The sequence below is a fragment of the Cognatiyoonia koreensis genome (assembly GCF_900109295.1).
Lineage (GTDB): Bacteria > Pseudomonadota > Alphaproteobacteria > Rhodobacterales > Rhodobacteraceae > Cognatiyoonia > Cognatiyoonia koreensis.
Genome location: NZ_FOIZ01000002.1, coordinates 44321 through 57904, shown reverse-complemented (window position 1 = coordinate 57904; position 13584 = coordinate 44321). Strand labels below are relative to the sequence as shown.

At 57.1% G+C, this 13584-nt stretch carries 12 protein-coding genes and 1 tRNA gene; 8 read left to right on the top strand and 5 right to left on the bottom strand.

The window, feature by feature from the left end:
• Positions 1–51 precede the first annotated feature (51 nt).
• Positions 52–930 carry an oxygen-dependent coproporphyrinogen oxidase gene (gene hemF, locus BMY44_RS11980; RefSeq protein ID WP_089995062.1) on the top strand — a complete coding sequence of 293 codons (879 nt, stop codon included), beginning with the start codon at positions 52–54 and terminating at the stop codon, positions 928–930.
• A 120-nt stretch (positions 931–1050) separates the two neighbouring features.
• Here the strand turns inward: hemF and BMY44_RS11975 are convergent, their stop codons facing one another.
• A complete protein-coding gene (locus BMY44_RS11975; protein WP_131801605.1) occupies positions 1051–1431 on the bottom strand; it encodes a hypothetical protein in 381 nt (126 codons plus the stop codon).
• 18 nt (positions 1432–1449) lie between these two features.
• On the bottom strand, positions 1450–2484 hold the full coding sequence (gene hemE / locus BMY44_RS11970) for a uroporphyrinogen decarboxylase (RefSeq protein ID WP_089997140.1): 1035 nt from the start codon (positions 2482–2484) through the stop codon (positions 1450–1452).
• 79 nt (positions 2485–2563) lie between these two features.
• Here hemE and hemC point away from each other — a divergent pair, with 79 nt between their 5' ends.
• Positions 2564–3508 (top strand): hydroxymethylbilane synthase, encoded by a 945-nt coding sequence (gene hemC, locus BMY44_RS11965; protein ID WP_089995057.1) that lies wholly within the window; start codon positions 2564–2566, stop codon positions 3506–3508.
• On the opposite strand, the gene BMY44_RS11960 is transcribed toward hemC, so the two are convergent.
• Complete coding sequence (locus tag BMY44_RS11960) at positions 3495–4862, bottom strand: FAD-binding oxidoreductase (RefSeq protein ID WP_089995055.1); 1368 nt, start codon at positions 4860–4862, stop codon at positions 3495–3497. The two genes, hemC and BMY44_RS11960, sit on opposite strands and share 14 nt — an antisense overlap.
• Positions 4863–5004: 142 nt before the next feature.
• Between BMY44_RS11960 and BMY44_RS11955 the strand changes: the two genes are divergently transcribed.
• Genes BMY44_RS11955 through BMY44_RS11945 form a run of 5 tightly spaced genes read left to right on the top strand, consistent with a single transcriptional unit; the run spans position 5005 to position 8770 of the window.
• The gene (locus BMY44_RS11955; protein WP_242650557.1) at positions 5005–5556 is read left to right on the top strand and encodes a DUF4178 domain-containing protein; all 552 of its coding nucleotides are present in this window, start codon (positions 5005–5007) and stop codon (positions 5554–5556) included.
• Positions 5553–6827, top strand: coding sequence for a DUF4178 domain-containing protein (locus BMY44_RS11950; protein ID WP_089995049.1), 1275 nt, complete (start codon positions 5553–5555; stop codon positions 6825–6827). The genes BMY44_RS11955 and BMY44_RS11950 overlap by 4 nt, the downstream gene beginning before the upstream one ends.
• Positions 6828–6830: 3 nt before the next feature.
• Positions 6831–6989: a hypothetical protein gene (locus BMY44_RS18390; RefSeq protein WP_242650556.1), complete on the top strand. Its 159-nt coding sequence runs from the start codon at positions 6831–6833 to the stop codon at positions 6987–6989.
• An 18-nt stretch (positions 6990–7007) separates the two neighbouring features.
• Positions 7008–7232, top strand: coding sequence for a DUF350 domain-containing protein (locus BMY44_RS18385; RefSeq protein WP_242650555.1), 225 nt, complete (start codon positions 7008–7010; stop codon positions 7230–7232).
• A complete protein-coding gene (locus BMY44_RS11945) occupies positions 7229–8770 on the top strand; it encodes a polyamine aminopropyltransferase (RefSeq protein WP_242650554.1) in 1542 nt (513 codons plus the stop codon). Before BMY44_RS18385 ends, BMY44_RS11945 begins: the two co-directional genes overlap by 4 nt.
• 37 nt (positions 8771–8807) lie before the next feature.
• Here BMY44_RS11945 and BMY44_RS11940 read toward each other — a convergent pair.
• Positions 8808–8884 (bottom strand) — tRNA-Met (locus BMY44_RS11940).
• Between the two features lie 108 nt (positions 8885–8992).
• Between BMY44_RS11940 and BMY44_RS11935 the strand changes: the two genes are divergently transcribed.
• Positions 8993–12577: a hydantoinase B/oxoprolinase family protein gene (locus BMY44_RS11935; RefSeq protein WP_089995043.1), complete on the top strand. Its 3585-nt coding sequence runs from the start codon at positions 8993–8995 to the stop codon at positions 12575–12577.
• On the opposite strand, the gene BMY44_RS11930 is transcribed toward BMY44_RS11935, so the two are convergent.
• Positions 12574–13584, bottom strand: a complete 1011-nt coding sequence (locus BMY44_RS11930) for a cytochrome d ubiquinol oxidase subunit II (RefSeq protein WP_089995040.1) — start codon at positions 13582–13584, stop codon at positions 12574–12576. The two genes, BMY44_RS11935 and BMY44_RS11930, sit on opposite strands and share 4 nt — an antisense overlap.

The following is a 13584-nucleotide window of genomic DNA, read 5'->3' as shown; positions in this document are numbered from 1 at the left end:
TAACATGGCGTAACCACAGTGTTATGCAATATCAGTGACGTAGGGATCTTCATGACAGGCGGATTTGAGACAGAGAAAGCCACGGCTGCGGCGTGGTTCGGCAAGTTGCGCGACCAGATTGTCACTGCCTTCGAGGGGCTAGAGGATGCTTTGGGCGGCGACGTTCCGGCAGGGCGGTTCGAACGTACGGAAACAAAGCGCACGGCAGACGACGGATCGGATGCGGGCGGCGGAATCATGTCAGTCATGCGCGGTGGCCGCGTCTTCGAGAAAGTTGGCGTGAACACATCCGAAGTCTTCGGTGAACTGGGACCTGCGGCGCAAAAGGCAATGGCGGCGCGCGGCGTGCCGGGTATGGAAGACGATCCCCGTTTCTGGGCATCCGGAATTTCACTTGTCGCGCACATGCAGAACCCGCACGCACCTGCCGTCCACATGAACACCCGCATGTTCTGGACACCGCACGCCTGGTGGTTTGGCGGCGGGTCTGATCTCAACCCATGCATCGAGTATGACGAAGACACGTCACACTTTCATGCGACGCAAAAAGCACATCTCGACCCGCATGGCGCAGACCTCTACCCGAAACTCAAGGCTTGGGCTGATGAGTATTTCTATATTCCACACCGCAATCGTGCGCGTGGCGTCGGTGGTATTTTTATGGATGATCATTGCAGCGGCGACTGGGCAGCTGATTTCGCACTGACGCAAGACATTGGAAAAGCGTTTCTGCCCGCTTATGTGCCGCTTGTCGAAAAGCGGATGCGGACAGAGTGGTCAGAGGCTGACAAAGACACGCAACTGATCCATCGCGGACTCTATGCAGAATACAATCTGGTCTATGACCGGGGGACAAAATTTGGTCTTACCACTGGGCACGACGCAAATGCGGTTCTGATGAGCTTGCCGCCGTTGGCAAAGTGGGTCTGATCATCTCTCAGGCGAGGCTAATGCGGTGAAACAATTACATACGGTTCGGCTGCCGGTTTGCTTGGTCCGGCTCTCGTTACAGGGAACTCTTTGCAAGAACGATTTCTGCGCCAGTTCGTACTAGTCCGGCCTTACAAACAATGACCCGCCAGGACCGACTCGGCGTTTTGATGTTCCGGACTCTCGTGTGCTCTGGCCCTGGCCCGCAAAAAGGTCTTCTTGATGGGGAATGATCGGTTCGCCGGCGGCCTTGGCGTTCAGATGGGCGCGGATCACACTGGGTGGTAATCCGGTCGCTTCTGCATAGCGGGCGACGACCATATCTGGTGCGACAGTCATCATTGTCTTGGCAAGACGCATCTGGATCAGGTTGAAGCGGTTATTGTCACGGCCAAGCGCCGCAGCTTCGCTATCGGTCGCAGGCATAAGCGTAAATGCCATGACAGCGATAGTCAGCAATGCCGTTATGGCTTTGAACAACGATTTCAGGACAAGGCGCATCGCGCCCTCCGCAAGCAATTAACTGTTGCGGACAGTCTCGATCATCAATGCGACATTTTTAGGGTCCGCATCTGGCGTGATGCCATGGCCGAGGTTGAAGATGTGCGGTCCGCCGGAAAGGGCGTCGCAAATGCGCTGCGTCTCATCAATCAAGCCTCGCCCGCCTGTCACCATGTGAGAAGAGGCGAGGTTGCCCTGTACACAGCCATCTTTCTGTACATATTTGGCGACCCAGGCGGCGTCGACGCCGTCATCGACCGCAATGCAATCGGCACCAGTCGCAGCGTGCATTCCGGCATAAGACTCTCCGGCGCCACGGGGAAACGCGATGACAGGCACGTCAGGATAGCGCTTCTTCAGAGCTTTCACGATCTCCGCGGTCGGTTTCACGGCATAGTTGACGAAATCCGCTCCACTTAACGATCCAGCCCAGCTGTCGAAAATCTTCACGACTTCTGCGCCTGCGTCAATCTGTCTTGACAGATAGGCAATTGTGCCTTCGGTAATGACCTTCAAAAGCCCTTCGAAGACAGCCTGATTTTCTTCTTTTAACGCATGAGCAGGGGCCTGATCCGGAGTGCCACGGCCAGCGATCATATAGGTCGCCACGGTCCACGGGGCACCAGCAAAGCCGATAAGCGTCGTTTCCTGCGGCAGTTCTTCAGACAGGATTTTGACCGTTTCATAGACCGGACCAAGGGTGTCGTGAATATCAGAAATGGGTTTGAGCGCGGACAATTCATCGGCACTCTTGATGGTTGAAAGCCGTGGGCCTTCGCCTGTGACGAACCAAAGGTCAGCGCCAAGTGCTTGCGGTAAAAGCAAAATGTCGGCAAACAGGATCGCCGCATCAAACCCGTATCTACGAATTGGCTGCAGCGTTACCTCTGCGGCAAGTTCCGGATTATAGCAAAGCGACAGAAAATCGCCCGCCTTCGCCCGTGTTTCGCGATATTCCGGCAGATAGCGGCCAGCTTGGCGCATCATCCAGATCGGCGGTGTCGGGAGGGTCTCGCCCGCTAGGGCACGCAGGATGGTCTTGTCGCTCGGCATAATTACTTCCTTTTTCATCACCGTGGTCCCAACTACGCAGGCAGTTGTCAACCCAGATTGACACCGCTAGGAATATGCCATGACGATTGACTTACCGACCCCGAACCACCCGTTCAAGATTGGCACGCGAGGCTCTCCACTTGCGCTTGCTCAGGCGCACGAAACACGCAGCCGCCTGATGGCGGCGTTCGACTTGCCCGAAACGGCATTCGAAATCTGCGTGATCAAGGTGACGGGTGATCAGATCCTCGACAAACCATTGCGCGAAATCGACGGAAAGGGGCTGTTCACCCGCGAAATCGAAGAGGCTTTGCTGGAAGGCGGTATCGATATCGCCGTGCACTCGACCAAAGACATGCCTGTCGATCAACCCGACGGCCTGATGCTGCAAACGTTTCTGCCCCGCGAAGACGTGCGCGATGCGTTCGTGTCACTGCGCTACAAAAACCTTGCGGACTTGCCTGACGGCGCAGTTGTCGGCACATCTTCCACGCGGCGACGGGCGCAGCTTGCCGCACGTTTCCCGAATCTGCAGGTTGTCGAATTCCGCGGAAATGTGCAGACTCGGCTCAAGAAACTGGCAGACGGCGTTGCAGATGCGACATTTCTTGCAACTGCCGGATTGCGCCGCCTTGGTATGGACGACGTGCCTTATTCACCTATTGATCCGGCCGATATGCTGCCCGCGATTGCACAAGGTGCAATCGGAATCGAACAACGGATCGGGGATGATCGCGCAGCACATATGCTTGCCGCGATCCACCATGCTGAAACCGGTCACCGGCTGGCGGCTGAACGCACGTTTCTAGGTGCGTTAGACGGGTCATGTGAAACGCCAATCGGCGCGCTCGCAGAAATCAATGGCGACCGTTTGCGGCTGCGCGGGGAAATCCTGCGCGAGGACGGTTCAGAAGTGCTGACCGATGATATCGAAGGGCCAATTAGTGACGGTCCCGATATGGGGCGCAAAATGGCGGCTTCGCTGCTGGAGCGCGCCGGACCAGATTTCTTTACGCACGCTTAGGCGGATAGAGTTTTCCCGGATTCAGGATACCCTTCGGATCAAGCGCGGCCTTGATGGCACGCATCGTGTCCAAGGCGACAGGATCCTTGCGACGGGCCATCGTTTTCAGTTTTGAAATTCCGACACCGTGTTCAGCACTGAATGATCCACGCAGTTCAGTCACGACGTCTTCGACCATCTCCTTGATCGCATCTTTCAGCGCGGGATCGTCGCGGCTGGGATAGGCGGTATAATGGATGTTTCCGTCTCCCAAATGTGCCACCGACAAATCGTCAGCTTCAGGATCAAGCTCGGTCAACCGTGCACGCGCCTCTGTCAAGAAACGCTCGACCATGGGTAGGGCGACAGCCACATCTGTGTCGACGAAGGGTCTGCGATGAAACGTGATTTCTGCGGCCGCTTCGCGACGGGCCCACATGTCCTGACGCTGCGCCTCGTTCTGCGCGATCACGGCATCCAACACCTGATCCGCCTCCAACATCTCGGCAAGCAAGGTTGTCAGACGGTCGGCATCCTCTCCCACCTCGATCAGCAGATTGACGTCGTGGGCCTTCGCGAAAGGCGGTTTCGCCCCCGCGACAACGGCGAGATGGCCCGCAATGTAAGCAGCCGGCATATATTCGAATGCTTCGACTGCACCGCCCGTGACCGCTTGGATCCGGTGCAATAGGGCCAGAGCATCCGTTAACGTCGGCACTGCCACGGTCGCCGTCGCATAGGCCGCTGGTTTGGGAAACAGCTTGACGATTGCACGGGTGATGATGCCCAAGGTTCCCTCGGCACCAATCATCAGATGGCGCAAGTTCAGGCCCGAATTGTCTTTGTGCAGGGCAGTCATCAAATCCATGATACGCCCGTCCGCCATCACGACTTCGATCCCGAGAACAAGATCTCGCGTGTTGCCATACCGAACGACGTTCGACCCGCCTGCATTCGTGGACAGGATGCCGCCGACCATTGCGGACCCACGTGCACCGAACGTCATCGGAAATATCAGATCATGGGCCGCAACCGCGTCATGAAGTTGGGTCAACACGACCCCTGCACCGACAGTTGCACTGCGCCCAGCCACATCAATCGTTTCAATGGAATTCAGGCGATCCAACGAAAGAACAATGGCGTTATCGCCATGCGCGCCGCCGTTCAGGCCAGTGTTGCCCGAGACCGGAACGACCGGCAGACTGGCCGCATGCGCAAAAGCCATGACTGCAGCGACTTCGGCGGTGTCGGCCGGACGTACAACCGCCAAGGGTTGCGCGACATACGCACCTGTCCAGTCACGCCCCCATTTGTCTGTATCTGCGCCGGTCAGCACGTACCGCGGGCCGACAATGGCGCTCAGGTCTTCGATCATTGCAACACCTCGCAACAGGTTCAATCTTTGGTGCAGCCCTAGGGTGGACACTGAATCAGTTTTCGATTCAATAGGCGATATGAACGAGCACAACTGTCCAAACTGCGGGAATGCGCTATCCCTTCGTTTCGCGCAGGCGAAAATGACAACATGCGATGCTTGTGGAACCACGATCTATTTACGTGATGACGGGTTCCTGAATGCGGGAACGGCAGGCGAAATGCACGATGCGCCAATGCTCTTTGCGCTTGGCGATCAGGTCGTGATTGAAGAGGCAAAGTTCCAAACAATAGGGCATGCGCGCTTTGACTACGGGCCCGGCTGGTGGGACGAATTCTATGCGCTCGACGGCAACGGAAAAGGGGCCTGGATTTCGGTCGACGAGGGTGAAATCATCTTGCAACGCGCCGTAGAAGAACCGCTGAAAGGCGCACCGAAAACGGTGCCGCGGCTGGGCCAGGTCTTGATGATCAATGGTTACGACTACCGCGTGCGCGAACGTGACGAAGCAACCTGCATCGCACTGCGGGGCGAGTTTCCCGAAACGCTGACAGTCGGCGAAACATACAGATTCATCAACGCACGCAACCAATACGCCGACGTCCTGTCCGGAGAATTTTCAGCGGACGAGACCCACTGGTTCATCGGCCAGTGGATCGACCCGTTCGACATCAAGGTTGAGTCGCACACATGACGCGTAAGGCCGCACTGACCAGCATCAACTGCACCTCCTGTGGGGCAGGGCTCGACGTGCTTGGCGGGGGGCGTGTGCAAACCCACGTCTGTGGCTATTGCGGTTCGCAACTGGACGCACAGGATCACTACAAGGTTCTTCAGAAATTCACCGATCTGCCACGCCCCGAGACGCCGTTCCAGATCGGAATGCAGGGCACGGTCGAAGGCGTGATCTATACGGTGATCGGCACACTGGGCTTCGAAGAAAAGTATCGTGGCCGTACCTGGACGTGGGTCGATCACCAGCTGTATTCGCCGACACATGGCTATGCCTTTCTGACGGTCGAAAATGGGCATTTTGTCTTTACGCGCACCTATCGCAAGGCCACCAGCCCGCAGTGGCTGACACCCGCCATGATCGAGACCATGGAAACACCTCCGTCGGTAAAGGCAGGCGGTGATACGTACAGATACTACGACACCTCCGAAAGCCAGATCACCTTTGCCGAGGGTGAATTCAACTGGCAGCCAAAGATTGGTGACCGCAGCACGACAATTTCACTGATGTCGCGCGACGCTGTGATCGCATTCAGCAAAACAGACACCGAAGAAGAAACCATCCGGTCAGTTTATCCTGATCAGTTGGAAATCGCGGAGTCTTTCGGACTGGAGTCAGTGCCGCCTTTGCGGGGCGTCCACAGGTTGCAGCAATACCAATCAGGGCCGCATACAAACTTCGTCCGCAACACACTGATGGTGGCGATGATCGCTTGCTTTGTGATATATTTGGGCATGTTGGGTGCGCTGAGGGGCCAACCTACACAAGAAGTTCGTTTTACCGAGGGCGATCTTCCCGCTTCGATCCCCTTCGATGTAAGCCGTGCAAACCGGATCGCGACGGTCCGGCTGGGCAGTGGTCTCGAAAATAACTGGGCGTATTACGAGATCGACGTCACTGGCCCCGACGGAGAAACGCTTTTCGAGACTGGACGCGAAATCGCGATGTATACCGGTCGTGACAGCGATGGGACATGGACAGAAGGTAGCAACGAAACAACACTGCGCTTCATGCCGACACAAACGGGACGGCACACCTTAACGGTTGCGCTCAGTGAAACCGACAACCAAAGCGGACCCGTTCGGATGAGCGCGCGGATTTTCGAAGGTGGCTTTGTCGCCAAATGGTTCCTCTTTGCCGGACTGTTCTTTATGCTCATCTGGATCATTCCGGCGGCACGATTTGCTCAACATCAACGCAAGCGCTGGGCTGGCTGGGACTGGAACGACTAACACATGGCACCATTTCGTATCGTCTTTCTGCTTGCCGTCCTCTCTGTCATGGGCGGGGCATCCTATTTGTCATATTCGGGCGTCTGGGGCGAAAGCCGCGACGTCGCACAATCCATACGTGTCGGGAGCGGTGGCGGGTTCACCAATTCGCGCGTGAAATAATCAGTAAGGAAATACGTGATGGAACTCTTCGCAGCGGTCCAAATCGCAGAAATCGTCAGCACGATCGTCTTTTCGATCCTTGGAATCCTGATCCTCGGGTTCTGCTGGTGGCTGATCACCAAGCTGTCGCCATTCCCGATCATCAAGGAAATCGAGACGGATCAGAACACGTCGCTCGCGATCCTGATCGGATCGGTGTTTATCGCGCTTTCGATCATCATTGCGGCAGTCATTCTTTCGTGACCGAAACCAAGTCGGCGACTCAGAAAGGCGCTTGGCTCTTGCTGGCGACGTTTCTTGTTGCCGTTGCCAGCCTGATCTACGAACTGATCGCCGCGACACTCTCCAGCTATCTGCTCGGGGACAGCGTCAGACAGTTCAGCTTTGTCATCGGGGTGTTTCTGTCGGCGATGGGCCTTGGTGCGTATCTGTCGCGCTTTGTCGGGGCCGCACTCGCAGGTTTCGTTTGGGCGCAGATCACCCTCGGGATTGTGGGCGGTTTCTTGGCTCCCGTTATCTATTTTGCCTACGCGTTTCTCGGTGACATCACTGTGCCGCTTTATCTTCTGCTGGCGCTGATTGGCGTTCTATCCGGCATGGAAATCCCCCTCATCGCCCGCGTTCTCGAAGACATTGGCGTCCGCCAGTTCCGGTTCGAAAACGTCCTCACAGTGGACTACGTCGGCGCGCTGATCGCTTCGATTGCGTTTCCATTGCTGATCATTCCGCATCTTGGATTGATGTCGGCAAGCCTTGCCTTCGGCTGCCTGAACCTTGGTGTCGCGGGGCTGTCATTGCTCATTTTTCGTGACAGCACGACCCGAACGATGAAGGTGTCATGGGGTGTCGCGATGGCGGCATCTATCGGTGCGCTGGTAATGGCAGAACGGATGGTGTCTGTCGTCGATGCGAACCTGTTCGAAGATGATGTGATCCTGTCAGAAACCACGCCTTACCAGCAGATCACGATCACTCGGTTTCGCGAACGCACGCGGCTGTTTCTTGATCATGCGATCCAGTTCGATACGCTCGATGAGCATCGCTATCACGAAGCGTTGGTGCATCCGGCAATGGCTTCGGCACCGCGCCGTGCGCATGTATTGATCCTCGGCGGCGGCGACGGCATGGCAACGCGCGAGGTGTTGCGCTACGACGATGTACAAAGTGTCACGCTTGTTGATCTTGATCCCCGCGTCACAGAATTGTTTCGCGAACATCCTGACCTAGCACCGTTGAACGGCGGTTCACTTAGTGACCCGCGCGTCAATATCGTTGCAGCAGATGCCTGGCGGTTTCTTGACGAAACCGGCAAACAGTTCGACGTCATCATTCTGGATTTGCCGGACCCCAAGAACATCGCGTTGTCGAAACTGTACTCCTTGGAATTTTATGCACTTCTTGTCGAACGAATGACGGCGCAAGGGGTTGCCACAACGCAGGCCGGCAGCCCTCTGTTTGCCCAAGATGCGTTCTGGTCGATTGCCCGAACGCTCGAGGAAACCCGCAATCCCGTACAACCGGGTGAAGGTCTGTTCGTGACCCCGTATCACACCTACGTGCCAAGTTTTGGCGACTGGGGTTTCGTGATGGCGAGCGTTGCCCCGCTCGCGGCGCGGGATCTGCCATTGCCAGATGGGCTGGAGTATCTGACGGCAGCCGAATGGCAGGCCGCACAGTCATTCAGTCGGGACATTGATCGCACGGATGCAGAGCCGAATTCGATTCAGGATCATGTTTTGTCGGGTTATTACCAAGCGGGCTGGGACGCTTGGTTCCAGTAGGCTTCTTCGAATGAATTTCGACGGAAACGGGTGGCGGTGGTGGCGTGGGGGAGATTTGAACTCCCGACCTAACGATTATGAGTCGTTCGCTCTAACCAACTGAGCTACCGCGCCTGACCACGCGCCGCAATTAAGCAAAGGGGCGGTGTCTGTCAAACCGATTCTTACGGTTTCTGCAGCTTTCCCGATGCGTTAGAAGAAATCGAACGAACGGGGGCGGACATGGCAGCCAAACAGTGGGAATTCTGGATCGACCGCGGCGGCACATTCACGGACATCGTTGCCCAGACACCAGACGGTACAATCCTGACGCACAAGCTCTTGTCCGAAAATCCCGAACGCTATCGTGATGCGGCGGTGCAGGGCATTAAAGAGCTCATGGGCACGGACACGCCACAGGCGGGGTCGATCCGCGCTGTCAAAATGGGGACAACCGTAGCGACAAACGCCTTGCTGGAACGTAAAGGCGAACCCGTTCTTTTGTTGATAACCAAGGGTTTCAAGGACTTACTGACGATCGGCTATCAGAACCGACCGCGTCTATTCGATCTTGAAATCATTCGGCCAGAGCGGCTTTATCTGGATGTCGCAGAAGTCACTGAACGGCTGGATGCCGATGGGCAGACAGTCACGCCGCTGGATGAGGAAACCGCGCGCGCAGTGCTTCAGGCGGCATTTGACAAGGGCTTGCGGGCGGTCGCGATTGCCTATCTTCATGCCTACCTGAACCCAGAGCATGAGGATTGTGTCGCAGCCCTCGCTGCCGATATCGGGTTCACCCAGATCTCGACGAGCCATGGCGTGAGCAAGCTGGCAAAACTGGTCGGGCGCGGGGATACGACGGTTGTCGATGCTTATCTCTCACCAATCCTGCGCCGCTATGTCGATCAGGTGGCCGATGCACTTGACGTTGGCCATGTGTGCGAACGGCTGCTCTTCATGCAATCCAATGGCGGATTGACTGATGCGCGTATGTTTCAGGGCAAGGACGCCGTGTTGTCCGGCCCGGCAGGCGGCATTGTTGGGATGGTCAAGACCGGCGAGCAGGCCGGGTTCGATCGGCTGATCGGATTTGATATGGGTGGTACCTCGACCGACGTCAGCCATTATGCCGGCACGTACGAGCGTAGCTTTGAAACCGAGGTTGCTGGTGTGCGGATGCGTGCGCCAATGATGGATATTCACACGGTTGCAGCCGGTGGCGGATCAATCTGCATGTTCCGTGACGGACGATTGCAAGTCGGTCCGGAAAGTGCCGGTGCTGACCCTGGACCAGCCTGTTACCGGCGCGGTGGCCCGCTAACCGTCACTGATTGCAACGTCTATCTCGGCTATCTGGCACCAGAACACTTCCCGACGGTCTTCGGCTCTGATGGGAACCAGCCCCTTGACCGGAACGCTGTCGCTGAACGTTTTGCCGAAATGGCGCAATTGGTAGCGGATGAGACCGGCGAAGCAGCCCGCGATCCGGCCGATCTGGCCATTGGATTCTTGCGCATTGCCGTCGACAATATGGCCAATGCCATCAAGAAGATAAGCGTGCAGAGAGGCCACGATGTAACCGGATACACGTTGCAATGCTTCGGAGGAGCGGGGGGGCAGCACGCCTGTGACGTGGCTTACGCGCTTGGGATGAAGCGGGTAATCGTCCATCCTTATGCTGGAGTCCTATCGGCCTATGGGATGGGTCTGGCAGAGGTGCGAGCCCTGCGCGAAACCCAGCTGGATGTACCACTGGCCGACGTCGATCGGGCGAAAACTGCCATTTCAGAACTCGGTGACGCGGCCCGCGCGGAAGTGTCCGCGCAAGGCATCAGCGATATCCGCGTTCTCGCGCGGGCGCACTTGCGTTACGACGGCTCTCATCAGCCGCTAGAGGTGGCTTTCGGTTCTGCTAGCGAAATGCAGGCCGCATTTGAGGATGCACACCAGCAGCGGTTCGGCTTCACGTCACCAGAACGCGCAATCCTGTTCGAGATGGTCAGTGTAGAGGCCATCGGGGGCACGCCCGAGTACGCACTACCGGCGGTATCGCAGGCGCAAGACCCACAGCCTTTCAGTATGGGGCGACGCATCGGTGATGGTGGGGCAGTCACAACGCTGGAATTCTATCGCCGGGAAGACATCGGTGTGGGCCAAAGAATCGAGGGTATGGCCGTCATTATCGAAGCGACGGGAACGACTGTGGTCAAACCGGGTTGGCGGGCGAGCACGGATAGATACGGCAACCTTATCCTCGATCAGGTGCGAGACGCCGCGCGACCTGCGGCAGAAGGGACAACGGCTGATCCGGTGGTGCTGGAGGTAATGAGCAACCTGTTCATGTCTGTTGCTGACCAGATGGGGGCAACACTCGCCAACACATCATGGTCGGTGAACATCAAGGAACGGCTTGATTTTTCATGCGCAATCTTCGACGCGGCCGGCGATCTTGTGGCGAATGCGCCGCACGTGCCGGTGCACCTCGGGTCCATGTCGGAGAGCATCAAGACAGTGATGCGGCTCAACCCCGATGTCGCTGAGGGCGATGCTTATATGCTGAATTCGCCATACAACGGCGGCACGCATCTGCCGGATGTAACGGTCGTCACACCGGTTTTCGTAGACGGAAAACCGGCTTTCTGGCTTGGCTCGCGCGGCCATCATGCCGATATTGGGGGACGTACACCGGGGTCAGGCCCACCCGACAGTACGCACATCGACCAGGAAGGCGTGCTTATCGATAATGTGCAACTGGTCAAAGCCGGTCGGCTCCGCGAAGCCGAAGCTCGCGCGGTCTTGGCTTCCGGTCGCTACCCATGCCGCAACATCGACCAGAACATGGCTGATCTCAAGGCGCAGGTCGCGGCCAATGAAACCGGACGACAGGCCTTGCTGAAGGTCTGTGATGCATATGGCGCAGATGTGGTGACGGCATACATGGGACATGTGCAGGACAACGCAGCGGCCAGCGTCGCACGGGCTTTGACCGGGCTAAGAAACGGCAGTTTTCGCTATGACATGGATAACGGCGCGATCATCAACGTTGCGGTGACTGTCAATGGTGATACCGCAACCGTCGATTTCACCGGAACGTCGTCGCAACAGGCTGGCAACTACAACGCGCCTTTGGCTGTATGCCGCGCGGTTGTCCTTTACGTGTTTCGCACTCTCGTTGGGTCCGATATCCCGCTGAACGAAGGGTGCTTGCGCCCTATCACGATCATCGTGCCCGAAGGGTCGTTCCTAAACCCGACCTACCCCGCCGCCGTCATTGCCGGAAACACCGAAGTGTCGCAAGCCGCGTGCAATGCGCTTTATGGCGCGCTTGGCCGGATGGCCTGTTCGCAGGCGACAATGAACAATTTCATCTGGGGCAATGCCGATTTCCAGAATTACGAAACGATTGCGGGTGGCACCGGCGCTGGCCCCGGTTTTGCCGGATGCGATGCCGTGCAGACGCACATGACAAACACGCGCATGACCGACCCCGAAATTCTGGAAAAACGTTTTCCTGTACGACTCGAAGAATTCGGTATTCGGCGCGGGTCAGGCGGGGCAGGCAAATGGAACGGTGGCAACGGTGCCGTGCGCCGGATGCGGTTCCTTAAACCAGTGACGGTTACAACGCTGTGCTCGCGCCGTTCGGTGGCACCTTTCGGCGGTGCCGGTGGCGCGCCGGGAGCAAAGGGTGTCGACAGGGTGATCTTTCCTGATGGGCGTGAAGAAACCCTTCCGGGAAACGCGGAAGTCGCGTTGCCCGAAGGTGGAGTTTTCGTGATGGAAACGCCAGGTGGCGGCGGATGGGGGACGCCAGAGGACGTCTAATCGTAGGTCAGTTCCGTCGCCTTGCCCCGGAAGATGTAATAGGCCAGCACCGTATAACCGATGATTGTTGGCAGAACGATGCACGTGCCGATAAGGATGATGAACAGGCTTTCAGGCGCGCTGGCCGCTTCGTAGATCGTGATCTTCTCAGGGACGACATAGGGGTAAAAGCTGTAAGCCATGCCACTGAACGCCGTCACCCAAAGCCCCGTGGCAGCGGCAAAGGGCAGCCAGGATTTGCGGTCATCAACAAATGGCATGCGCCGCAACATCACCCAAAGCGATACGACCAACATGCCCGAGGCAATCGGGAACGGCGCGAGATAAAGCGCATCTGGGAACGTGAACCATTTGTCGAAAATCCGCGCACTCACGAAAGGCGTAGCGAGCGAGATCGCAGCGATCCCCAACACCAGACCCCAGATGCCACCTTTCGCCCAAGCGACTGCCTTGCGCTGCAAGTGTTCGTCGGTTTTGTGAATGATCCATGTCGCGCCGATAAAGCTGTAACCGACTGTCAGGAAGACTGCCGTCACGATGGCGAACAGAACGTGGCCCAACGTGTAATCAAGTCCCATAACATACATGCCAAGCATGAAGCCTTGGCATAGGGACGTGATAAGCGACCCGACAAAGAACGCGTTGTTCCACAGCGTCTTGTATGCCGCCGGTGCCTTGACCCGAAACTCGAACGCAACACCGCGCAGGATCAAGCCAATCAGCATCAAGGCAACCGGCAGATAAAGCGAGGTCAGGATTTCACCATGCGCCGTCGGAAACGCGACCAACAACAGGCCAATCGCAAGCACCAACCAAGTTTCGTTTGCATCCCAGAAAGGACCGATTGATGCGATCATCCGGTCCTTCTCGTCTTCATTAGCGAAGGGAAACAGCACTCCAACGCCCAGATCAAACCCGTCCAATACGACGTAGATCAGGATCGACAAGCCCATCAACGACGCAAACACGAAGGGTAGCCAGACAGCGGGATCTCCGAATGTGTCCAT